This is a genomic window from Superficieibacter sp. HKU1, assembly GCF_029319185.1.
GTDB lineage: Bacteria > Pseudomonadota > Gammaproteobacteria > Enterobacterales > Enterobacteriaceae > Superficieibacter.
Genome location: NZ_CP119754.1, coordinates 104,328 through 128,263, shown reverse-complemented (window position 1 = coordinate 128,263; position 23,936 = coordinate 104,328). Strand labels below are relative to the sequence as shown.

Sequence of the window (23,936 nt, the reverse complement as noted above, 5' to 3'; positions counted from 1 at the left end):
ATTGTGTTAATGAATTATAAATGTTCAAAGTGAAGCGATATTATGACGACCAATGACAGCACCTTGATGTCGGAATACGGGATGTGTGAAGAGGAACAGGTCGCACGCATCGCATGGTTCTATTATCACGACGGCCTGACGCAAAGCGAAATCAGCGACCGCCTGGGCCTTACGCGGCTGAAAGTGTCGCGGCTGCTGGAGAAAGGGCACCAGTCGGGCATTATTCGCGTCCAGATCAACTCGCGCTTTGAAGGGTGTCTGGAGTATGAAGACGCGCTGCGCAGCCGGTTCTCGCTGCGTAATATCCGCGTTTTGCCCGCGTTGCCCGATGCGAATGTCGGTACGCGCCTTGGTATTGGCGCTTCGCATATGCTGATGGAATCGCTGCAACCGCAGCAGCTGCTGGCGGTCGGGTTCGGCGAAGCCACTATGACTACGCTAAAGCGGCTGAGCGGGTTTATCTCCGCCCAGCGTATCCGGCTGGTCACGCTTTCCGGCGGTGTCGGACCGTATATGACCGGCATCGGCCAGCTGGACGCCGCCTGTAGCGTGAGCATTATGCCTGCCCCGCTGCGCGCGTCGTCGGCGGATATCGCCCGCACGTTGCGTAATGAAAACAGCGTCCGGGACGTGATGCTGACGGCACAGGCGGCGGATGTCGCGGTGGTGGGAATCGGCTCAATTAGCCAGAAAGACGACGCCACCATTTTACGCTCCGGCTATATCACCACCGGCGAGCAGTTAATGATTGGTCGTAAAGGCGCGGTAGGCGACATTCTCGGCTACTTTTTCGACGCCAACGGCGAGGTGATCCCGGAGATCAAAATTCATCAGGAGCTTATTGGCCTGAGCTTAACCTCCCTCTCCACAATCCCAACCATTATCGGCGTCGCAGGCGGCGAAGAAAAAGCGGAAGCCATCATCGCCGCCATGAAAGGCAATTATATCAATGCGCTGGTGACCGATCAGGCCACCGCCGCGAAAATGCTTCAACTGATTGAAAAATAATAAACACATGAACACTTACCCCTACAAAACGGAGCAGCAACTGACAGGAGTCCAGGTGACGACATAAATAGCCGAGGGCGAACACATGGCTCGACTCTGTACCCACACTGAATCAGGACATTATCTGATGGCTCTCGACGCTGGCACCGGCAGCGTCAGGGCAGTCATATTCGATCTCCAGGGCAACCAGGTCGCCGTTGGTCAGGCGGAGTGGCAGCATCTGGCGGTGCCGGACGTGCCGGGTTCAATGGAATTTGATCTGGCGAAGAACTGGCAGCTGGCCTGTCAGTGTATTCGTCAGGCGTTACACAATGCGGACATCTCGCCCGCCGCGATCGTTGCCGTTTCCGCCTGTTCCATGCGCGAAGGGATCGTGATTTACGATGGCGACGGCGAGCCCATCTGGGCCTGCGCCAACGTGGATGCGCGTGCGGCGCATGAGGTCAGCGAACTGAAAGAGCTGTACGACAATACTTTCGAAGAGAATGTTTACCGCTGCTCAGGGCAGACGCTGGCGCTGAGCGCCATCCCGCGCCTGCTCTGGCTGGCGCATCATCGCCCGGATATTTACCGTCGGGCGTCGACGGTGACGATGATCAGCGACTGGATGGCGTATATGCTCAGCGGCGAGCTGGCGGTCGATCCGTCCAACGCTGGCACCACCGGCCTGCTGGATTTAGTCACCCGCGACTGGAAGCGCAGCCTGCTGCAAATGGCGGGCCTGCGCGCCGATATTCTGTCACCGGTGAAAGAGACCGGCACGCCGCTGGGGAAAATAACCCAACGCGCCGCGGAACAGAGCGGGTTGCTGGCCGGAACACCGGTCATTGTCGGCGGCGGCGACGTACAACTGGGATGCCTCGGCCTCGGCGTTGTTCAGCCTGCGCAAACGGCGGTGCTGGGCGGCACCTTCTGGCAGCAGGTGGTTAATCTCCCCTCTCCGGCGACCGATCCGAATATGAACGTGCGCATCAACCCGCATGTCATTCCGGGAATGGTGCAGACCGAATCGATCAGTTTCTTTACCGGCCTGACGATGCGCTGGTTCCGCGACGCCTTCTGCGCGGAAGAGAAGCTGATCGCCGGGCGGCTGGGCATCGACGCCTATACGCTGCTTGAAGAGATGGCCAGCCGGGTGCCGCCAGGCGCGCACGGTGTGATGCCCATCTTCTCTGACGTGATGCGTTTCAAGCGCTGGTATCACGCCGCGCCGTCGTTTATTAATCTCTCTATCGATCCTGAAAAATGTAATAAAGCGACGCTGTTCCGCGCGCTGGAAGAGAACGCCGCCATTGTTTCCGCCTGTAATTTACAGCAGATCGCCGATTTCTCGGGCGTACAGGCCGACTCGCTGGTATTTGCCGGCGGCGGCGCGAAAGGCAAATTATGGAGCCAGATCCTGGCTGACGTCACCGGGTTAACGGTACGGGTGCCGGTGGTTAAAGAAGCGACGGCGCTGGGCTGTGCTATTGCGGCGGGCGTCGGCGCGGATATCTGGCCCTCGCTGGCGCTGACCGGCGAAAGCCTGGTGCGCTGGGATCGGGAGCATAAACCCGATCCCAAAAATCATGAAGTTTATCAGCAGGCGCGGGAGAAATGGCAGGCCGTCTATCTGGATCAGCGCGGCCTGGTGGATGATGGATTGACGACGTCGTTATGGAAAGCGCCGGGGCTATAAGCGGCACCTGCGCAACCATTTATTACCGCCCGCCGTCTGGTGCGGACGACTTCAGGATCGCGCAATTGTGATCCTGAAGCTCTTCGGCTGACGCCAGATTCAACATCAGCACATTACGCTCGGTCGCCAGCAGCACCAGCGATCCGTCGCTTTGCTGCGCCATTGCCAGCGCATAACGTCCCATATGCTCCCGCGCGCCGGGAACCTCTTCCGCCAGCATCATAAACGGGCTGCGCTGCGACAGCTCATTTTTCGTCACCCGGCGCGCCAGGTAATCGTGACCGCGCAATCCGCCTTCCAGCGGTAGCCAGCGGGTACTGATGGTAGTCAGATTGTCGTTCAGGTGCATCCGCACATCCCGGCGCAGGCAGGAGAGATGAATATGAAAGTGGTTTTGCGTGCGTCCGAGACGGGAGTTGATAGCCAGCGAGACTGCCGAATCCGGCAGAGGAGAACCGTTCTGTTCGCTCAGCACGTCGCGCTTCTGCCAGGCCAGCCAGACGTAGTCCGGCGTGCCAGGCTGTAACAGTAGCGGGCTCTCAATCCCGTTGATCCGCTGAGTGGGCATCAGCAGATATTGCAGCGGGCCGTTTTTGTCTTTTAACAGCACGTAGCCTGCCCGCAGATCCACTTCTTTACAGGGGGTAGGATTATGGCGCTGCTGCTGTCCGGGAATACATTGCGCGAAGGTAATATGCCTTAGCGCGTCGGGATTGCTGGTGTGCAACCAGTAAAAACCCCCTGCCGCGAGCGCAACCACCGCAATGAGCAGCACGACGATGACACGTTTAACGTTTTTCATTACCCGATCCCTTGATGCTTTTTGCCAAAGGGTACCGCAAAAGCTCAGGCGCATGAGGCTCATTCCTGGCTTATGCCAAATAAAACTGAATATAGGGCACTACTACTGGAAATTGAGACAATATTAATAAGCTGATGCAGCACAACTCTATGATAAGTAAGGTTATTCATGTTACCTGCTTAAAAAGTGGCTTTTTATATACCCAACTTGGGTATATTATACCCCTATATCAAGGATAGGGTGAACTGATGGACGCGCTTTTTATTGAACTACCGCCGTTTGAACGGCACCGCGCGGAGTACTTCAGCGATGAAGAATTCCGTGCCTTCCAGCAATTTTTGCTGAAAAACCCCACGTGCGGGGATGTGATCCCGGATGCTGGTGGGTTACGTAAGGTTCGTTTTTTAGATTCGCGCAGGAATAAGGGAAAGCGTGGGGGCATCCGGGTTATTTACTACTGGTACCTCGAAAAATCGCACTTTTTACTGTTCACTTTGTACGATAAAGATCAGCTTGATGATCTCACTACTCAGCAACGCAACGTCCTGCGCCAGCTCCTGGAACAGGCAAAACAGAGGGGCAAATCATGACTCAACGAAATATTTTTAGCGAGCTGACAGAAGGATTTCAGGCATGGGAAGAGTATGACGCAGGGAAAATCACGCTGCGTACTCACCGCGTTAATACTGAAACCCCGGCGATCTCTCCTGATGATTTGGTCAAAGTCCGCGAAAAATTAAATCTCTCACAGGCTGTTTTTGCACAGTACCTTCATGCTGGCCTCAGAACATATCAGAACTGGGAACAGGGACTGGCCCGACCCAATAAACAGGCCGTGTTGCTGATCCGTATGATTGAGAAAAGCCCGTCAGTATTGTCCCAACTGGCAATTCTTTGATGTAATCCCCGCCATGAAAAGCGGGGATTTTTCCATCCGTTCTATTTTACTCTGCGGCGTTCGGGTGGAGGCTGACAGGAAACAACATGCAAAAAAACCGCTGCCCGCTGGCTGAACGCCAGCTGAAGCGGTCCGGAGGCGGTGCTGCGCTTGCGCCGGCCTACGGTGTCAATGTGCGTCTGCCGTAGGCCCGGTAAGCGCAGCGCCACCGGGCAGGTTGTGTCACCCGCGCTTAACGCTTGCTAATCTGATCGAAGGTGCCGCCGTTAGAGAAATGCGCTTTCTGCGCTTTCGCCCAGCCGCCGAACTCTTCATCAATCGTAAACAGCTTCAGTTTCGGGAATTCGCTGTCATATTTCTTCGCGATTTCAGGATCGCGCGGGCGATAGAAGTTCTTCGCCGCAATTTCCTGCCCTTCCGGCGAGTAGAGATACTTCAGGTACGCTTCTGCTACCGCCTGAGTGCCTTTCTTCTCAACCACTTTATCGACTACGGACACGGTCGGCTCTGCCAGGATGGACTCGCTCGGCGTCACGATTTCAAATTTGTCTTTACCCAGTTCATTCGTTGCCAGCAGCGCCTCGTTCTCCCACGCAATCAGCACGTCGCCGATACCGCGTTCAACAAAGGTATTGGTGGAACCGCGCGCGCCGGAATCCAGTACTTCGACGTTTTTGAACAGCGATTTCACGAACTCCTGCGCTTTAGCCTGATCGCCGTTGTTATGGTGCAGGGCGTAGCCCCAGGCCGCCAGGTAGTTCCAGCGTGCGCCGCCGGAGCTTTTCGGGTTCGGGGTGATCACCGAAACGCCCGGTTTAATCAGGTCGTTCCAGTCATGAATTTGTTTGGGGTTGCCTTTGCGCACCAGGAACACGATGGTTGAGGTGTACGGCGCGGAGTTGTCCGGCAGGCGCTTGATCCAGTTTTTATCAATACGGCCACGTTCGGCAATCGCATCAACGTCATAAGCCAGCGCCAGCGTCACCACATCGGCTTCAATCCCGTTAATCACCGACGTCGCCTGTTTGCCGGAGCCGCCGTGCGACTGACGGATCACCACATTATCGCCAGTCTCTTTTTTCCAGTGGGCGCTAAAAGCTTTGTTGTACTCATCGTACAGCTCGCGCGTTGGATCATAAGACACGTTTAATAGCTGAACATCCTTAGCCAGCACGCTGGTTGACGCCAGCAAAAGAGTTAATCCCACGCCCCACTTATTCATCGCCCACTCTCTGTATGTTGTGTTTTGATGAAGTTAGCGTGCCAGAAAGGCGATCAATGATTAAAGAATAAAAAAAGATTGGCTATAACGAAGGGGAATATAAAAGGAGAAAAACCCTCTCTCCGAAAAGAGAGGGCCGTAAATCAGACTTCTTCCATGCGGCCCAGCAGCGCCTGCAGACGATCCTGCCAGCCCTGCTGCTGCTCGCGCAGATGATGATTTTCACGTTCAAGATCTTCACGGTTCTGCTGTGCAGAGTGAACTTCCTGAGACAGGTTGTTGTTCTTCTCTTTCAGCTCTTCGATCTCCATCTGTAACAGAGTGATGGTATCAATCGCCTGCTGTACTTTTGCTTCCAGTTTTTCAAACACTTCTAATGACATCGTCCTACCTCTCCTGAATTGCAAGGCGTTGATGGATATAAATCCTCGTCCCGAACACCGGCGACGCCTTAATGAATTAGCACACTACCATAGCTCCGATTGTATGAAGCCCCGCCCTTACTGTCCAGCGGCATCCCGCGCTGTTTGCGGATTGCGTCCATTTTCAGTTAAAACCTGATGCGTTCGTCGCAAATACCACTTAATTGTTAACCCATGCGTTAATGAAATGATTCAGCTCTCATTATTTTTCTGGCGGAAAAATACACTACATAGCGCGAAAACGCTCATTTTGTTGACGCAACACACACTTTTTGATTTCGATATTTCTCGTTTTTGTTCGTTAACGATAAATTAACATTAAACATACAATGCTGTATGGTCGTCTTCGACCGTTATGCACATAGTGCTTCTCACCTTGCTTTAGGATCGGATTATGAGCCAAACAACAACCCTGAAAGGTCAGTGCATCGCAGAGTTCTTAGGCACCGGACTGCTGATTTTTTTTGGCGTCGGCTGTGTTGCCGGGCTGAAAGTGGCGGGCGCAAGCTTCGGCCAGTGGGAAATCAGCATCATCTGGGGGCTGGGCGTCGCGATGGCGATCTACCTGACCGCCGGCGTCTCCGGTGCGCATCTTAACCCCGCGGTGACTATCGCGCTCTGGCTGTTCGCCTGCTTTGACGGACGCAAAGTCGCACCGTTTATCATTGCCCAGTTCGCCGGGGCGTTTTGCTCGGCGGCGCTGGTGTACGGGCTTTATTACAATTTGTTCGCTGATTACGAACTGACGCACCATATGGTGCGCGGCAGCGTCGAAAGCCTTGATCTGGCGGGAATATTCTCCACTTATCCTAACCCACATCTCAATTTTGTGCAGGCCTTCGCAGTTGAAATGGTGATTACCGCTATCCTGATGGGCGTGATTATGGCGCTGGGCGATGACGGTAACGGCATTCCGCGCGGACCGCTGGCCCCGCTGCTGATTGGCCTGCTGATTGCGGTCATTGGCGCATCAATGGGACCGCTCACTGGCTTCGCCATGAACCCGGCGCGTGATTTAGGCCCGAAAACCTTCGCCTGGTTTGCTGGCTGGGGCGACGTTGCCTTCACCGGCGGGAAAGATATTCCCTACTTCCTGGTACCGCTTTTCGGACCGATTGTAGGCGCGGCGCTGGGTGCGTTCGGCTATCGTAAACTGATTGGCCTGCACCTGCCGTGTGATATTCCGGTGGCAAAAGATGAGAAAGACACCGCTGCCGCCACGCAAAAAGCTTCGCTGTAATACGACTACGGGACTTATGACTATGACTGACAAAAAATATATCGTTGCGCTCGATCAGGGCACTACCAGTTCCCGCGCCGTCGTGATGGATCACGACGCCAATATCATCAGCGTGTCGCAGCGCGAGTTTGAACAAATTTATCCGAAGCCAGGCTGGGTTGAGCACGATCCGATGGAAATCTGGGCTACCCAAAGCTCCACGCTGGTGGAGGTGCTGGCAAAAGCGGATATCAATTCCGATCAGATCGCGGCCATTGGCATTACCAATCAGCGTGAAACGGCTATCGTCTGGGATCGGGAAACCGGAAAACCGATTTATAACGCCATTGTCTGGCAGTGCCGCCGTACCGCTGAGATCTGCGAACAGTTAAAGCGTGACGGGATGGAAGACTACATCCGTAAAACCACCGGGCTGGTTATCGACCCGTACTTTTCCGGCACCAAAGTGAAGTGGATCCTCGACCACGTTGAAGGCTCCCGCGAGCGGGCGAAACGCGGCGAACTGCTGTTCGGCACTGTTGATACCTGGCTTATCTGGAAAATGACTCAGGGTCGCGTTCACGTCACCGACTACACCAACGCCTCGCGTACCATGCTGTTCGACATCCACAAACTGGACTGGGACGACAAAATGCTGGAGGTGCTGGACATCCCGCGCGCCATGCTGCCGCAGGTCCACAAATCCTCCGAAGTGTATGGCCAGACCAATATCGGCGGGAAAGGCGGCACCCGTATTCCGATCGCCGGGATCGCCGGCGATCAGCAGGCGGCGCTGTTCGGCCAGCTCTGCGTGAAGGAAGGGATGGCGAAAAACACCTACGGCACCGGCTGCTTTATGCTGATGAATACCGGGGAAAAAGCGGTCGCTTCTGAACATGGTCTGCTGACCACCATCGCCTGCGGTCCGCGCGGCGAGGTCAACTATGCGCTGGAAGGCGCGGTGTTTATGGCAGGCGCGTCTATTCAATGGCTGCGCGATGAAATGAAGCTGATCAGCGATGCCTTTGACTCTGAATACTTCGCCACCAAAGTGCAGAACACCAACGGCGTCTATGTGGTTCCCGCCTTTACCGGTCTGGGCGCGCCTTACTGGGACCCGTATGCGCGTGGCGCGATCTTCGGCCTGACCCGTGGCGTAAATTCCAATCACATTATCCGTGCGACTCTTGAATCCATTGCGTTCCAGACCCGCGACGTGCTGGAAGCGATGCAGGCGGACTCCGGCATTCGTCTTCACGCGCTGCGCGTGGACGGCGGCGCGGTTGCCAACAACTTCCTGATGCAGTTCCAGTCCGACATTCTGGGCACCCGCGTGGAGCGTCCGGAAGTGCGTGAAGTGACCGCGCTGGGCGCCGCCTATCTGGCGGGTCTGGCGGTCGGCTTCTGGCAGAACCTGGATGAGCTACAGGAAAAAGCGGTAATTGAACGCGAGTTCCGCCCTGGCATCGAAACCACCGAGCGTAACTACCGTTACAGCGGCTGGAAAAAAGCGGTGAAACGCGCGATGGCGTGGGAAGAGCACGACGAAGGATAAGATTTTCAAAAGTAGCCCCGGTAAGCGTAGCGCCACCGGGGAGAATTTCCGGGTAATGTCAAACGCCTTACCCGGTTACCTGAACTGCAGGCGGTATCAGCTAAACACCGGCATCATCAGGAACACTTTAATCACCAGCGCGTTAACGATATCGAGAAAAAACGCCCCTACCATCGGCACCACTAAAAACGCCGTATGCGACGGCCCAAAGCGTTCGGTGATGGCCTGCATATTCGCAATCGCCGTTGGCGTCGCACCAAGACCAAAGCCGCAATGCCCGGCCGCCAGTACGGCGGCATCGTAGTTTTTGCCCATCATCCGCCAGGTAATAAACATCGCGTAGAGCGCCATGACCAGGGTCTGCACCGCCAGGATCGCCAGCATCGGCAGCGCCAGCGAGGCCAGCTCCCACAGCTTCAGGCTCATCAACGCCATCGCCAGAAACAGCGACAGACTGACGTTACCCAGCACCGAAACCGCCCGATCAAAGACACGATAAAAGCCGAGTAACGCCAGACCGTTGCTGAGAATAACGCCAATAAACAGGACGCATACAAAGGTTGGCAGTTCCAGTGCGGTTCCCGCCAGCAGTTCCGCAATCACCTTCCCGACGGTCAGGCAAATGGCGATTAGTGCAATAGATTCAATCAGTACCAGCGAGGTGATCATTCGTCCAACATCGGGTTTCTCGAAGGCGGTCGGGGTGGCAAGATCGTCAGGCGTGCCGTCCGGGGTAGGCGAACGCTTTACCAGAAATCGCGCTACCGGCCCGCCAATCAGCCCGCCCAACACCAGGCCGAAGGTGGCGCAGGCCATCGCCACCTCGGTCGCACTGGTGAAACCATAGCGCTCGGAGAAGAGTTTACCCCACGCCGCCCCGGTGCCGTGTCCGCCGGAAAGCGTGATCGACCCGGCGAGCAGCCCCATCAACGGGTCGAGACCCAGCGCTTTCGCCATGCCGATACCGATGGCGTTTTGCACCACCAGCAGCCCCACCACGACCACCAGAAAGATGGCCACAACTTTGCCGCCCGCCCGCAGGCTGGCAATGTTAGCGTTGAGACCAATGGTGGCAAAAAAGGCCAGCATCAGCGGATCTTTCAGGCTCATATCGAAGTCGATTTCCCAGCCCATGCTTTTTTTCAGCACCAGCAGCGCCAGCGCTATCAGCAGGCCGCCCGCGACCGGTTCAGGAATGGTGTATTTTTCGAAGAAGGGGACCGAATGGACCAGTTTACGCCCTAACAGCAGCACCAGGGTGGCGGCTACCAGCGTCGATAACGTATCAAGATGAAACATAATTAAAACTCCTTACTCAACGCATGATTCATTCATACGCGACCCATTTCCTGTGCCGTAATTTCCTCATCATGAGGTGACAAAACCGATTGTAAGCAATAAAAGGGCAAAGACGCTATTAAATGTAGGGATATCACGTTCTCGGGTGATGTGAGTAGCTGTGCGCTATACGCCAGCCAGTTCCGACCGACACAACCCACTCCCGCCGGTAAAATTTTACCCTTACCCGTAAGCAACCGTTTGCTTTTGCCTGCCAGTCGGCTAAAATCGCCACTTTTCCACCGCGGGATTGCCTCTGATGTCTGCTCACACCGTCGAATCTGAACATGCGCAACCGATTGCGCCTGCGCAGAATAGCGAACTGATTTACCGTCTCGAAGATCGTCCTCCCCTGCCCCAGACCCTGTTTGCCGCCTGCCAGCATCTGCTGGCGATGTTCGTCGCGGTGATCACCCCTGCGCTGCTGATTTGTCAGGCGCTGGGATTACCGGCAGAGGATACCCAGCACATCATCAGCATGTCGCTGTTCGCGTCCGGCGTGGCCTCCATCATTCAGATTAAAGCCTGGGGGCCGGTTGGCTCGGGGCTGCTTTCGATTCAGGGCACCAGCTTCAACTTTGTCGCCCCGCTGATCATGGGCGGAACGGCATTAAAAACCGGCGGGGCGGACGTTCCGACCATGATGGCGGCGCTGTTCGGTACCCTGATGCTGGCGAGCTGTACTGAAATGGTTATCTCGCGCATCCTGCATCTGGCGCGCCGCATTATTACCCCGCTGGTCTCCGGCGTGGTGGTGATGATTATCGGACTGTCGCTGATTCAGGTTGGACTGACCTCCATCGGCGGCGGCTTTGCCGCGATGAACGATCACACGTTCGGCGCACCGAAAAACCTGCTGCTGGCGGGCGTGGTGCTGGCGATCATCATCCTGCTAAACCGTCAGCGCAACCCGTATCTGCGCGTGGCGTCGCTGGTGATTGCGATGGCCGCGGGCTATCTGCTGGCCTGGTTTATGGGGATGCTGCCGGAAGGTAACGCGCCAACCAACAGCCCGCTGATCATGGTGCCGACCCCGCTCTACTATGGTCTGGGCATTGACTGGAGCCTGCTGCTGCCGCTGATGCTGGTGTTTATGATCACCTCGCTGGAAACTATCGGCGATATCACCGCCACCTCCGACGTTTCCGAACAGCCGGTCTCCGGCCCGCTGTATATGAAGCGTCTGAAAGGCGGCGTGCTGGCGAACGGCCTGAACTCGTTTGTCTCCGCCGTGTTTAACACCTTCCCCAACTCCTGCTTCGGGCAGAACAATGGCGTGATCCAGTTGACCGGCGTCGCCAGCCGCTATGTCGGCTTTGTGGTGGCGCTGATGCTGATCGTGCTTGGCCTGTTCCCGGCGGTGAGTGGTTTTGTACAGCACATCCCGGAACCGGTGCTGGGTGGCGCAACCCTGGTGATGTTCGGCACCATCGCCGCCTCCGGCGTGCGCATTGTCTCCCGCGAGCCGCTGAACCGCCGCGCCATCATGATTATCGCCCTGTCGCTGGCCGTGGGCCTTGGCGTCTCCCAGCAGCCGCTGATCCTGCAGTTTGCCCCGGACTGGGTGAAAAACCTGCTCTCCTCCGGCATCGCTGCAGGCGGCATTACCGCGATTGTGCTGAACCTGCTTTTCCCGCCAGAGAAAAATTGATCTGCCGCGGCAGCGGGCCTGACCCGCTGCCGCTGTAACGCACTTTCACTATTCCTTCCTTGAGGATTTCCTGTAATTCGGGCATAACTCCCTTATGTTTATTTCTCGGGAAGGATGACCATGAAATTTCTCGGAAAACTGATCGCCTGGATTCTGATTGCCGTACTGGTGGTCATTATCGCGTTCTGGTTCCTTGTTCAGACGCGCTGGGGAGCGAAACAGGTCAGCGGCTGGATTAGCGATAACAGCGACTACCAGCTGACGTTTGACGCCATCGATCACCGCTTCTCATCGCCTTCGCATATTTTATTAAAGAACGTGACGTTTGGCCGCGACGGTAAACCCGCCACGCTGGATGCCAAAACCGTGGATATCGGGCTCAGCAGCCGCCAGTTCACCGATCCGCTGCACGCGGACGCGATTATTTTGCAGGACGGCACGCTGAACCTGTCGCCCGCCACCGCACCGCTGGCCATCCGCGCGGACCGTCTCCAGTTAATAAATATGGCGTTTAACAGCCCGGAGACCGGCTGGGATCTCAGCGCCCAGCGCGTCACCGGCGGCGTAAGCCCGTGGCTGCCGGAAGCGGGAAATGTCCTCGGCAGTAAAGCCGATATCATGATGAGCGCCGGGTCGCTGACCCTGAACGGCGTGCCTGCCAGCAACGTGCTGATTCAGGGCAGTATCGATCACAATAACGTTAATCTGAGCACCATTGGCGCAGATCTGGCGCGCGGCTCGCTGACCGGCACCGCGCGACGTAATGCCGACGGCGGCTGGATCGTCGATAGCCTGCAGATGAACGACATCCGCCTGCAAAGCGATAAAACGCTGGCAGACTTTTTTGCGCCGCTGACGACCGTCCCTTCCCTGCAAATCAATCGTCTGGACGTGACGGATGCGCAGCTTCAGGGGCCCGACTGGGCGATTATCGACTTCGATCTCAGCCTGCGCGATCTGACGCTCAGCAAAGAGGACTGGCAAAGCCAGGGCGGTAAACTGTCCATGAACGCCAGCGAGTTTATTTACGGCTCGCTGCATTTGAACGATCCCATTCTTAACGCCGAGTTTTCCCCGCAGGGCGTGGCGCTGCGCCAGTTCACCTCACGCTGGGAAGGCGGCATGATCCGCACGTCAGGCAACTGGCTGCGCGACGGTAAAACGCTGGTGCTGGACGACTTTGCGCTCGCCGGGCTGGAATATACCCTGCCGCCTGACTGGAAGCAGCTGTGGATGACCCAGCTTCCCCCGTGGCTACAGGGCGTGACGATTAACCGCCTGACCGCCAGCCGCAACCTGGTGATTGATATCGACCCGGCATTTCCATGGCAGCTTACGGCGCTCGACGGCTATGGCAGCTATTTGCAGGTGGCAAAAAATCGCCAGTGGGGGATCTGGGGCGGCGCAGGCGGGCTGAACGCCGCCGCCGCCACGTTCAACCGGGTGGACGTGCGCCGACCGTCGATCAAGCTTAGCGCCAATGCCTCGACGGTAAATATCAGCGAACTGAGCGCCTTTACGGAAAAAGGGCTGCTGGAGGCTACCGCTACGGTATCGCAGCTTCCACAGCGGCAGATTAACGTGAGCCTCAACGGGCGCGGCGTGCCGCTGGCTATCCTGCAACAGTGGGGATGGCCCGCGCTGCCGATCTCCGGCGACGGCAACGTGCAACTGACCGCCAGCGGTACGCTACAGGCCGATGCACCGCTGAAACCGTCGGTGAACGGTCAGTTGCGGGCGGTGAATATGAGTAAGCAGCAGGTGACGCAGACGATGCGCGGCGGGGTGGTGAGCGGCGGAAACGAGGGTTCGGTGCTGTCTGAATCTCCCTCTCTTTGAGAGGGGTAAATTCTCTGCAGCAACGGTGCTATTGTTCATACCACTAACCGCTGATACTCATTACACAGCAGCCACTTCACCGGCTCGTTTTCTTCAACGGTGGAGTAGCGTTCGCCTGCCTCAAGAAAATGGTTATCCTGCCTGTCGTCATTCACCATCGAAATTTCCCAGCCGAGCACCAGCGATTTTTCCGCCCAGAAACGGTGGTAAAGCCGCTGAGGAAGGCAAACGCCCTGCCCCGGTTTTAGCACCAGCGTGTCCCCGGGCCGGAGAGTGCGGCGACGCCCGTCCACGGCAACGTCGATGGTCCGCCGCAGGTCTCGTTGATTATCCTCCGTGGACCACGCCAGCTGCATACATAAATCGCCGCCGCCCCGGTTGAGAATATCTTCCATTTTATGCGTATGAAAATGCCAGGGCGTATGCTGGTCCGGCTGGATTTGCAGCATTTTTTCGGCGTAGGGTTTCGGATACTGTGCATTATGCAGCTCGCCGTTACGTAAGGTCAGCAACGTTAATCCGGTATCGGCAAAATTTCCCCGGCCAAAATCGGTAATATCCCAGCCAAGCTGTAAATCCAGCACTTCCTGCCATTCGTCCAGCGGCTTTTGCCGCCATGCCTCTGCGGTAAAGTAAGCGAAATCAGGTAAACGCAGCCGAAAACTTTCCGCGACCGCGTGCGCCTTATCTATCGCGTAATTGATCGATGAACGCTTCATGTTAGCCTCCTGTGCAGACGCCATCTGAGGCGGGCGAACCCGCCTCGCAGCAATTAATAGAGCGTCGCTTTACCGGTTGAGCCGAATAGCTTCATTTTGTAGCGAATAACCTCACGTGCGGCGTTAATCGGTTCCGGGTAAATCACATTCGGATCCCACCAGGTCTCTTTACCCAGAATTTCGCGCACTTTCTGGAAATAGGCGTATTTCATATCGCTGGAGATATTGATTTTGCCGACGCCCAGGGTTACCGACTCGGCAATTTCCGCGTCCGGGTTCGCGGAGCCGCCGTGCAGTACCAGCGGGATGGACAAGCGATCAGCAATCTCACGCAGGATGTGCATCTGGAGTTTGGGCTGCATCCCTTTCGGGTAGATGCCATGAGCAGTGCCTATCGCTACCGCCAGCGTATCGACGCCGGTCCGGGCGACAAAATCCTCCGCCTGCGCCGGATCGGTATAGGTCACTTCAGAAACACCGCCTTCCACGGACGTACCGGTTTGCCCGATAGTGCCCAGTTCCCCTTCCACGGAGACACCCACGGCATGCGCCAGTTTGACTACTTCACGGGTCAGCGCCACGTTCTCTTCGTAGGGCAACAGCGAGCCGTCGATCATCACCGACGTGAAGCCACACTGGATGGCGCGCAGCACGTGCTCTATTGACGCGCCGTGATCGAGGTGCAGCGTGAACGGGACCGGACTGCGACGGGTGATTTCGCGGACGTAGCCAAAAAAGCTGTCGCCGAGAAAGTCATGCTCGCTGGGATGAACGGAGATAATCGCCGGGGTGTTGGTCGCTTCAGCTTCTTCAACCACGGCGCGGATAAAGCAGCTATCCGCCACGTTAAATGCACCAATGGCAAAACCGTGCTGGCGGGTGGGGTTCAGCAGTTCTTTCATCGAAACTAACATCATCATTCTCCAGTTTCAGAGTGTAGTAAGCCCTGCCAGGGCGTTGACGCGCTGACATATAAGGCGTTACAGGAATGAAATCAGGCTTTGCCGATCGCGCCGGATGCCTGAAGGTAAGGGGTTATGGCCTCTTCGCTGGCCCGCTCCATGACGGCCATCACGTCGGCCAGTTCAGCGGCGCTGTCATGGCACAGCGCATGTAGCAATGCGGCTTTCCCGGCCTCAAAGATTGCCGCACCGACGTTAATTTTCGCCACGCCCAGCGCCGGACAACGTGCGAGCTGATCGAACGGAGTACCGCTGCCGCCGTGAAGCGCCAGAGGGACGCTCGACAGACGGGCGATCTCCGCCAGCCGATCAAAATCGAGGTTCGGCGTCACGCCGGGCGCATACATGCCGTGCGCGGTGCCGACGGAGACCGCCAGCAGATCGATCCCGGTCTGGCGGATAAACGGCTCCACGTCGCCGGGCTGCGTCATCAAATCGACATTGGTGGCATGGTCATAGCGCGGCGCATCCGCCAGATGACCAAGTTCGCCTTCCACGCATACTCCTGCACTGGCGGCCAGCTCGACCACCGCCCGCGTCTGGCGGATATTCTCCGCCAGCGGAAATGCCGAGGCATCAATCATCAACCCGTTAAAACCGGCGCGAAACGCCTGATAAATCAACGCAGGCTCTTTTCCATGATCCAGACTCAGCGCCACCGGCACCGCGGCCTCGTCCGCCAGCGCTTTCACCACGGAGGCGGCGACGCTGGCCGGGAAGTGGGAAAGATGCCCCTGATAAACATTGAGGATAATGGGCGCGCGATGGGTTTCCGCCGCGCGGATCGCCGCCCGGGCGCTTTCCAGATTCATACAGTTAATCGCCAGCAGCGCATAATGCTCACGCCAGGCTTTCGTCACCATACTTTTCATATCGGCAAACATACGGCCTCCGGTTATTCCAGGGTAAAGGTGATCTCTTCGTCTTTCACTTTCTGATCGCTTAACTCGTCAAACTCCTCATCCCGATCGGTCACCGGTTTCTTCCACAGCGACAGCATGACGCCGCAAATCACGGTGCCGATACCCAGCGCCAGGCAGAACAGCAGTGGATGGGTAAACAGCGGTACCACAAACATGCCGCCGTGCGGCACCGGGCTTTCCACGCCCCACACCATGATCAACCCGCCAGCCACCGCCGAGGCCACCACGCAGGAGCCGACAACCCTCAGCAAATCGCGGGCGGCAATAGGGATCACGCCTTCGGTAATCATGCAAATGCCCATCGGGAAAGCCGCTTTCAGCGCTTCACGCTCGGCGCGGGTATATTTATGGCGGGTCAGCAGGAACGACAGCGTAATGCCGAACGGCGGGATGATAGAGCCGACAAACTTGACGGCCTCCGGCCCGTACACTCCGCTGACGAGCAGGCCATCGGCAAAGAGCGACATGGTTTTATTCACCGGACCGCCGAAATCGAACGTCGCCATCGCGCCGAGGATCCCCCCCATCAGAAAACGCGATCCGCCCTGCATGGATTCGAGCATGTGGATCAGCGCATCCTGCAACCAGGCGATTGGCTTACCAATGAGCGTCATCATCAGCAGACCGCCAATAATCGTGCTCAGTACCGGCAGTACCATTATCGGCATCAGCCCCTGCATCGACTGCGGCAACCGGATATAGCGTTTCAGCAGCAGCACGGTATAGCCCACTAAAAATCCGCCGAGCATGCCACCGATAAAACCGGTATGAATTTCACCGCACACAAACCCGACAATCAGGCCGGGGGCGAAACCGGGGCGGTCAGCGATGGAATAGGCAATGGCGGCGCTGATCAGCGGAACAATAAGCCCCATTCCCCAGCCGCCGATTTGATTCAGCATCCACGGAACCGACCCTGTCTTCTCGCCAACATTGGTACCGCCTAATATCTGCCCGAGGGCGATGCATATGCCCGCCGCGACAATCAACGGGATCATCCAGGAAATTCCCGTCAAAAGATGTTTTTTAATTTCCTGCGACACCGGAATTTTATATTCACTCATGTGAGATCCCTCCAGAATAAGGATCATGCATTAGCAATTGATTTTTCCACCTTTTCAAGAAATTGAATTGGTGATTTAATAACAACTTCCGTTTTAACGCGAACTATCCTTTTATTTTTGAATCTTTCCTCTCCTTTTATTTTTACATCCACGGCCAGAATCACGACATCTGCGGCAGCAATATCCTCCGCCGGTAATTCATTTTCTGTGCCGATGGTTCCCTGCGTCTCTACTTTGATATTATGACCCAGCGCTTTCGCGCCTTTTATCAGTTTTTCGCGGGCAATATAGGTATGCGCAATGCCCGCAGTACAGGCGGCGACACAAACAATATTCATGACATGCTCCCGTTAAAATAGTTAGCAAACATCCGATTCAGCGTACTGGCTAAAAAGATCGATAATCCGCTGCGGGCTTTTCTCTTCGAGCAGTTGATTAATAATGTCGTCGTCCGCAAGCGCCCCGGCGACCTGTGACAATAAGCGAATATGGGTGGTATTTTGATCTTCGAGGCGGACGGCAAACAGAATAATGCACCGCACGCTACTGCCATCCAGCGTCTCCCAGGGAATATCATGCCGCGTGCGGCCAATGGCCAGCGTCGTGTTGACCACCGCGGAGGACTTACCGTGCGGGATCGCAATATGGTTTTCAAAACCGGTCGACCCTTCCGCTTCGCGCTGCCAGACATCCTGAATAAACGTATCACGGCAGGTAATAGCGCCATCTCGCTGTAAGAGATCGGTTAATTCCTCTATCGCCTCCTCTTTATTTTTCGCCTTCATATCTAAAAGAACACGATTCGTATTCAGAATTTTACTTATGTCCATAGCCCTACCTCATGGAGATAAAATTAATTTCCGACGACAACACTTGTCGCATGATGTAATTTTTCGGTAATGACAGCTTCGGTAACGCGTTTAATATCGGCATCATTAAAAAAGGCGGTGACATACACCACCGGCAGATCGACCGCCGGTAAATTGATGGTGGAGATCACCAGCTCAATATCGTCTTTTGCATGAAACGTCTGCAAACCGCTGGCGGAGACCACGCCGACAACCGTCCAGTCCGGAAAGGCGCGCAGGATACGGCTTTTCAGCAGATGCGACGTTCCGATACCGGTAGAACACACCAGCAGAATACGTTTATGTGCGATCTGCCGCTCCATCGCCGCCTGAAAATGCACGGTCAGATAACCGATTTCATCTTCCGACACCGCCGCCTCGCCCCAGGCGCTAAATACCTGATTCACCGCACGCTGCGTCAGTTTCCAGACGTCCTGTAGCTCGCCTTTAATATCTTCCAGAAGCGGGTTACGAATAAAAATTTGATAATTCAGCCGGTTAATTAACGGTTTTATGTGGATCAGCAAACCATCATACAGCGCGGCATCATCACGGAAATCGCTATCCACCATTGCGGAGAACGTCGCGATGAGCTGACCGGTAATCAGCCGCGCCTCATCGCTGGAATGCATATTGCCAGGGTTACGGATATCGCCCCGCTCCTCGACCACCACGCCGGAGGAAATAATGTATTGATAGATAAACCACACTTCATCTTCAGGCAGCGGATGGGCGATATGTTTCTCTATACGCCGCAGCATCCCCCGGGCAATGGTAAACACGTTTTCATCGAATGGCGGGGTGCTCTCCTCTTTTTTAGGCAGCGCGTTGCCCCGCGTAATGCGGTACATCATAATCAGGATATGGGTAAAGATATTCACGTAATATGGCTCGCCCAGCGACCAGCAGAGCTTCTTTTCCATATCCTGTAACAGCGTCTGAACGAACAGCACATCCTCTTCACCAAAATAGCGTACCAGCGCCTTATAACTGCCCGGATCAAGCCGTGAATGAATAATGGTTCCGGTCTCATTATGATTAATAATGCCATTAATCAGCGAGGCCATCGCCTGACGGACGCTATTTTCACTGCCCTCAATATGCGTTCCGCTTTGACTGCGAATCAGTGATAATCCCAGCGGGGCGATCCATGATTCAATAATTTTTAAATCGTTAACAATGGACGCGCTGCTGATAAAATAGCGTTCGGATAATTTACTGATGGATGTTTCATGTGGCGTTTCATTCAATAACTGCGAGGCTATTTTTACCCGCCGGGAATTATTTAACATCACATCGGCATCATCACCTTCGCCACTCACTGGCAGATCCAGTTGCAAAAAATCGGTAACGTTTTCTGCTAATAACATCACGCCGGAACCTGCGCGTTTATCGATAGTGATTTTACGTTCGGCAAGCCACTGCTCCAGCTCCCGGAGATCGCGCTGAATGGTCTTCTCGGATACATTAAGATATTCCGCGATTTTTAGCAGCGTGACATATTCTCGTCGTTGCAGGAGAAACTTTAATAATCTGTTTTGTCGAGAGGTAATTGTTTGCATTTTTTTACCCTTATTACATACCAGATTAACCCCACGGAATGCTTTTTTTACGACTTAAGCTCCATAAATATTCTGTAAGCGTAAATATAAAAGTCAGTTGATTAAATCACAATACTAAATCGTGTCCGGAATTCCGGACAAAAACAGGAACAGAAGCCAATAAGGAATTAATTTCAGGACAGATCACATTTTCGCGATAAATATGAGTGATAGCGATCACAAATATGAATTGTTGTAAAAGAAGAAAGCGTGAGGATGATGATAAATAATCTGCTGCCGACGGGTGGTCAGCAATCAAAAACATCCTCTCTCCCTAACAGAGAGAGGATGGCCGTTTTACAGGGTAATCGTCAGGTCATTGCCGGTCGCAGTCACTACCACGCCCCAATCGCTGGCGCTCTGCGCACCACCCTGCACGCCGGCGATCTGCGCCACGTTGCGCAGGCACAGCGTCCAGCCGCTCGCCTTGCCATCGCCTTTGACAATAATGGCGCGACCTTCACGCTTCACCGTCAGCGTAAAGACCACAGAACCGTCCTGCGCCGGAACCTCGCAGGTCGCCGTATGCCCGTCCTCCAGCGCAAATAGCTGGAAAGCGGTCCCGTCATTCCAGGCGTAATCCGGCTTCTGGTCGTTATTACCGAGTGCCAGCAGCGTGTTCTCGCGCACGTAAACCGGCAGACTGAGCACGTCGTGGGTCTGTTTATGCCAGCGGCTGCCTGCGAGTTCATCATTGTGCCACAGGTGCGTCCAGCGCCCTTCCGACAGATAAAACTGTACCTCGCCCGCCTCGCTGAACACCGGAGCCACCATCATGGCGTCGCCGAGCATATACTGCCGGTCGAGATAATCGCACGCCGGATCGTCCGGGAACTCCAGCATCATGGCGCGCATCATCGGCGTACCGGACGCATTCGCCGTCGCCGCCTGACGATACAGATACGGCATCAGGCGGCATTTAAGCTGAGTAAAGTGGCGCACCACATCGCAGGATTCGTCGTCATAAGCCCACGGCACGCGGTAGGACTTACTGCCGTGCAGGCGGCTGTGGCTGGAGAGCAGCCCGAACGCGCACCAGCGTTTGTAGACGTGCGCCGGGGCTGTATTTTCAAAGCCGCCGATATCGTGGCTCCAGAACCCAAACCCGGACAGACCAATTGACAGCCCGCCGCGCAGGCTTTCCGCCATCGACTCATAGTTGGCGTAGCAGTCGCCGCCCCAGTGAACCGGGAACTGCTGCGCACCGACGGAGGCCGAGCGCGCAAACAACACCGCCTCTTTCTCGCCGACGGTATCTTTGAGCACGTTCCACACCAGTTCGTTATAAATGTAGGCGTAATGGTTATGCATTTTCTGCGGATCGGCACCGTCATGCCAGACAACATCGGTCGGGATGCGCTCGCCAAAGTCGGTCTTGAAGCAGTCAACGCCCATCGCGATCAGCCCTTTCAGCTTATCGGCGTACCACTGGCAGGCGTCCGGATGGGTGAAGTCATAAATTGCCAGCCCCGGCTGCCATTTGTCCCACTGCCACAGCGAGCCGTCCGGACGCTTCAGCAGGTAGCCCTTTTCTTTCAGCTCCTTGAATACCGGCGATTTCTGGCCGATGTAGGGGTTGATCCATACACAGATTTTCAGCCCTTTCGCCTTCAGGCGGCGGATCATCCCTTCCGGGTCCGGGAAGGTCGCCGGGTCCCATTCAAAATCACACCACTGGAAGGCTTTCATCCAGAAGCAGTCGAAGTGGAAGACGTGCAGCGGCAGGTTGCGCTCCGCCATGCCGTCGATGAAGCTGTTAACCGTCGCTTCGTCGTAGTTAGTGGTGAACGAGGTGGTCAGCCACAGCCCGAATGACCACGCAGGCGGCAGCGCCGGGCGGCCGGTAAACTGCGTATAGCGGTTGAGTACCTCTTTCGGCGTCGGGCCGTCGATCACAAAATATTCCAGATACTCGCCTTCGACGCTGAACTGCACTTTCGAGACTTTTTCGGCACCCACTTCAAACGAGACGCACTGCGGATGATTGACCAGCACGCCGTAGCCGCGGTTGGTCAGGTAAAACGGGATGTTCTTATACGACTGCTCGGTGCTGGTGCCGCCGTCACGGTTCCAGGTTTCCACCGTCTGACCATTTTTCACCAGCGCGGTAAAGCGCTCGCCGAGACCATAGACCGTCTCGCCGACGCCCAGATCCAGCCGCTCGAACATGTAGTTGCGCGCGTCGTTGCTGTCCTGGACGTAGCCGTTATTTTTCACCTGGCTGCCGGTAATGCGCACACCGTCGCGCAAAAAATCGAGCGCCCAGTTTTCGCCTTTGGTGACGCGTACGCTCAGGCTGCCGCTTTTCAGTTCGGCGAATGCCTCCGTGTTGCGCATCTCCACCGACACATCTTTCAGCACGTTCAGCGGGTAGTGTGGACCGTTATCCAGCGCCCCCTGAAAGTGTTCGATGCGCACGCCGACCACGCCTTCCTGCGGCGAGAAAAAGCGCAGAGTGAACAGCGGCGTATCGAGTTGCCAGGCGCGTTCGCGCACATCGCGCGGCGCGGCGTGGATCACCATCTCGTTGCCCTGCTGCTCGACGTCAAACACCTGGATCGGGTGAATAAGATTCAGCCCCGGTTGAATTAGCCAGTTTCCATCACTGATTTTCATAACATGCTCCTTTAGTGCTGCAATGCGTTGCCCGCTGGCGACTGCGTATCGCGACGCTTGCCCTGCGCGACCTGTTCAAGAATATGATTCATCAACGGCGTTTTCAGGAGGTAGAAGCGTTTGGCGATAATGGCGCTCAGCAGATAACAAAAGGCCGGTACGAGGGTAAACAGGGAGATGATAATAGAGAGCGTGGCGCTGTTCTGGGTTTTGGCCGCGGCATCGTAACCACCGCCAGCCAGCATCCAGCCGATCATCGCGCCACCCAGTGCCAGGCCCAGCTTCAGCACGAACAGCGTCCCGGCAAAGCTGATCCCGGTCAGGCGTTTGCCGTTGCACCACTCGCCGTAATCGACGGTGTCGGACATCATCACCCACTGGATAGGCGTGACCAGTTGATGCAGCACGCCGATAATGGCGATAAAGCCGAACATCACGATATTGGCGCTCAGCGGCACAAAGAACATCGCCACGCTAAACACGGCCAACAGCGCGTTAGTGCCCCAGAAGACGCTGACCTTGCACAGACGGTCAGTGACCGGCTTCGCAAGCGCCGAACCAATCAGGTTGCCCACGCAGTAGGTGGTCAGGAACCAGGTAAACAAGCCCGGCGCGCCCATAATCCAGGTGACGTAGTACATCATGGCACCGCCACGCACGCATACCGCCAGAATGTTGAGGATGGTCAGCAGGCCGACGATGCGCCACTGGTCGTTTTTCAGGATATCGCGCAGGTCTTCACTCATCGCGGTTGTGGATGGCGGCGCGACCACACGCTCTTTGGTGGTAAAGAAGCAGAACGCCAGCATCAGGAACGCCACCACCGACAGCACCGCAATCCCACTCTGAAAACCAAATGCTTTATCGCCACGGCCAAGCAGCTCGACCAGCGGCATCATCAGCACGGTTGAGAGCATCCCGCCCGCCGTCGCCAGTACGAAACGCCAGGATTGCAGCGAGATGCGCTGCGTCGGGTCGTTAGTAATCACGCCACCCAGCGCGCAGTAGGGGATATTGACGATGGTATACAGCAGCGTCAGCAGGGTATACGTTACCGCCGCGTAAATCATTTTGCCGGTCATGCTGAGATCCGGCGTGCTGTAGGTCAACACGCAGACGATGCCAAACGGCAGCGCGCCGAACAGCACCCACGGGCGGAACTTGCCCCAGCGGCTGCGGGTACGGTCGGCAATCAGCCCCATGCAAGGGTCGGAGATGGCATCCAGCGCGCGGGCCAGCAAAAACATCGTGCCGACAAACCCTGCCGGGATGCCGAAAATATCCGTATAAAAAAACATCATAAACATCATGACGTTATCAAAAACGATATGGCTGGCGGCGTCACCCATGCCGTAGCCAATCTTCTCTTTTACAGAAAGTATCTGACTTTTCATTGGTCTTTCCTTGATGCGGTAAGGTACGTGACGACTGATAAGCGTTTTAAAGCATCCTGCCGGGCGGGGGTATTCCGTTTTCTGGTTATCAAATTACGTTTCTTGTTTTCTGTGATCGCAGTAGGGAAAAATCGTAACGCGTGGATTTGTTGAGGATTTATGTCAGATTAGGGATGT

General features: G+C 55.8%; 21 protein-coding genes. 8 read left to right on the top strand and 13 right to left on the bottom strand.

The features are described from left to right. Positions 1-42: 42 nt before the first annotated feature. Together lsrR and lsrK are read left to right on the top strand one after the other, a co-directional pair. Positions 43-1,008 carry a transcriptional regulator LsrR gene (gene lsrR / locus P0H77_RS00630; RefSeq protein ID WP_276160951.1) on the top strand — a complete coding sequence of 322 codons (966 nt, stop codon included), beginning with the start codon at positions 43-45 and terminating at the stop codon, positions 1,006-1,008. Positions 1,009-1,093: 85 nt separating this feature from the next. Beyond that, the gene (gene lsrK, locus P0H77_RS00625; protein WP_276160949.1) at positions 1,094-2,686 is read left to right on the top strand and encodes an autoinducer-2 kinase; all 1,593 of its coding nucleotides are present in this window, start codon (positions 1,094-1,096) and stop codon (positions 2,684-2,686) included. Positions 2,687-2,708: 22 nt separating this feature from the next. On the opposite strand, the gene P0H77_RS00620 is transcribed toward lsrK, so the two are convergent. Continuing rightward, positions 2,709-3,488, bottom strand: a complete 780-nt coding sequence (locus tag P0H77_RS00620) for a CDP-diacylglycerol diphosphatase (protein WP_276160947.1) — start codon at positions 3,486-3,488, stop codon at positions 2,709-2,711. Positions 3,489-3,736: 248 nt separating this feature from the next. Here P0H77_RS00620 and P0H77_RS00615 point away from each other — a divergent pair, with 248 nt between their 5' ends. Next, a complete protein-coding gene (locus P0H77_RS00615) occupies positions 3,737-4,078 on the top strand; it encodes a toxin (RefSeq protein ID WP_276160945.1) in 342 nt (113 codons plus the stop codon). Continuing rightward, positions 4,075-4,386 carry a type II toxin-antitoxin system MqsA family antitoxin gene (locus P0H77_RS00610; RefSeq protein WP_276160944.1) on the top strand — a complete coding sequence of 104 codons (312 nt, stop codon included), beginning with the start codon at positions 4,075-4,077 and terminating at the stop codon, positions 4,384-4,386. Before P0H77_RS00615 ends, P0H77_RS00610 begins: the two co-directional genes overlap by 4 nt. Positions 4,387-4,618: 232 nt before the next feature. On the opposite strand, the gene P0H77_RS00605 is transcribed toward P0H77_RS00610, so the two are convergent. After that, the gene (locus tag P0H77_RS00605) at positions 4,619-5,608 is read right to left on the bottom strand and encodes a sulfate ABC transporter substrate-binding protein (protein ID WP_276160942.1); all 990 of its coding nucleotides are present in this window, start codon (positions 5,606-5,608) and stop codon (positions 4,619-4,621) included. Positions 5,609-5,751: 143 nt separating this feature from the next. Further along, positions 5,752-5,991 carry a septal ring assembly protein ZapB gene (gene zapB / locus P0H77_RS00600; RefSeq protein ID WP_103676369.1) on the bottom strand — a complete coding sequence of 80 codons (240 nt, stop codon included), beginning with the start codon at positions 5,989-5,991 and terminating at the stop codon, positions 5,752-5,754. Positions 5,992-6,424: 433 nt separating this feature from the next. On the opposite strand from zapB, the gene P0H77_RS00595 reads away from it, so the two are divergent. Both P0H77_RS00595 and glpK read left to right on the top strand, forming a co-directional pair. Further along, positions 6,425-7,270, top strand: a complete 846-nt coding sequence (locus tag P0H77_RS00595; RefSeq protein WP_276160941.1) for an MIP/aquaporin family protein — start codon at positions 6,425-6,427, stop codon at positions 7,268-7,270. 22 nt (positions 7,271-7,292) lie between these two features. Continuing rightward, a complete protein-coding gene (gene glpK, locus P0H77_RS00590) occupies positions 7,293-8,804 on the top strand; it encodes a glycerol kinase GlpK (RefSeq protein ID WP_276160940.1) in 1,512 nt (503 codons plus the stop codon). 96 nt (positions 8,805-8,900) lie between these two features. Here the strand turns inward: glpK and gltS are convergent, their stop codons facing one another. Continuing rightward, on the bottom strand, positions 8,901-10,103 hold the full coding sequence (gene gltS / locus P0H77_RS00585) for a sodium/glutamate symporter (RefSeq protein WP_276160938.1): 1,203 nt from the start codon (positions 10,101-10,103) through the stop codon (positions 8,901-8,903). 298 nt (positions 10,104-10,401) lie between these two features. Between gltS and xanP the strand changes: the two genes are divergently transcribed. Together xanP and P0H77_RS00575 are read left to right on the top strand one after the other, a co-directional pair. Then, positions 10,402-11,793, top strand: coding sequence for a xanthine/proton symporter XanP (gene xanP, locus P0H77_RS00580; RefSeq protein WP_276160935.1), 1,392 nt, complete (start codon positions 10,402-10,404; stop codon positions 11,791-11,793). A gap of 120 nt (positions 11,794-11,913) precedes the next feature. Further along, a complete protein-coding gene (locus P0H77_RS00575) occupies positions 11,914-13,632 on the top strand; it encodes an AsmA family protein (protein WP_276160930.1) in 1,719 nt (572 codons plus the stop codon). Positions 13,633-13,667: 35 nt separating this feature from the next. On the opposite strand, the gene P0H77_RS00570 is transcribed toward P0H77_RS00575, so the two are convergent. The 9 genes from P0H77_RS00570 to P0H77_RS00530 all read right to left on the bottom strand — a co-directional run bounded on the left by P0H77_RS00570 (position 13,668) and on the right by P0H77_RS00530 (position 23,759). Beyond that, on the bottom strand, positions 13,668-14,351 hold the full coding sequence (locus P0H77_RS00570) for a D-lyxose/D-mannose family sugar isomerase (protein ID WP_276160929.1): 684 nt from the start codon (positions 14,349-14,351) through the stop codon (positions 13,668-13,670). A gap of 53 nt (positions 14,352-14,404) precedes the next feature. After that, on the bottom strand, positions 14,405-15,265 hold the full coding sequence (locus tag P0H77_RS00565; RefSeq protein WP_276165212.1) for a ketose-bisphosphate aldolase: 861 nt from the start codon (positions 15,263-15,265) through the stop codon (positions 14,405-14,407). A gap of 80 nt (positions 15,266-15,345) precedes the next feature. Next, complete coding sequence (locus P0H77_RS00560) at positions 15,346-16,197, bottom strand: class II fructose-bisphosphate aldolase (protein ID WP_276160924.1); 852 nt, start codon at positions 16,195-16,197, stop codon at positions 15,346-15,348. 11 nt (positions 16,198-16,208) lie between these two features. Continuing rightward, on the bottom strand, positions 16,209-17,300 hold the full coding sequence (locus P0H77_RS00555) for a PTS fructose transporter subunit IIC (protein ID WP_276160918.1): 1,092 nt from the start codon (positions 17,298-17,300) through the stop codon (positions 16,209-16,211). Positions 17,301-17,323: 23 nt separating this feature from the next. Continuing rightward, positions 17,324-17,638, bottom strand: a complete 315-nt coding sequence (locus P0H77_RS00550; RefSeq protein WP_176917033.1) for a PTS fructose transporter subunit IIB — start codon at positions 17,636-17,638, stop codon at positions 17,324-17,326. Between the two features lie 21 nt (positions 17,639-17,659). Continuing rightward, entirely contained in the window at positions 17,660-18,130 is a 471-nt protein-coding gene (locus P0H77_RS00545) for a fructose PTS transporter subunit IIA (RefSeq protein ID WP_176917032.1), read from the bottom strand. Positions 18,131-18,153: 23 nt separating this feature from the next. Next, positions 18,154-19,710 carry a transcription antiterminator gene (locus P0H77_RS00540; RefSeq protein WP_276160902.1) on the bottom strand — a complete coding sequence of 519 codons (1,557 nt, stop codon included), beginning with the start codon at positions 19,708-19,710 and terminating at the stop codon, positions 18,154-18,156. A gap of 336 nt (positions 19,711-20,046) precedes the next feature. Further along, a complete protein-coding gene (gene yicI / locus P0H77_RS00535) occupies positions 20,047-22,365 on the bottom strand; it encodes an alpha-xylosidase (protein ID WP_276160896.1) in 2,319 nt (772 codons plus the stop codon). Positions 22,366-22,376: 11 nt separating this feature from the next. Further along, on the bottom strand, positions 22,377-23,759 hold the full coding sequence (locus P0H77_RS00530; RefSeq protein ID WP_276160887.1) for a glycoside-pentoside-hexuronide family transporter: 1,383 nt from the start codon (positions 23,757-23,759) through the stop codon (positions 22,377-22,379). Between the last annotated feature and the right edge of the window lie 177 nt (positions 23,760-23,936).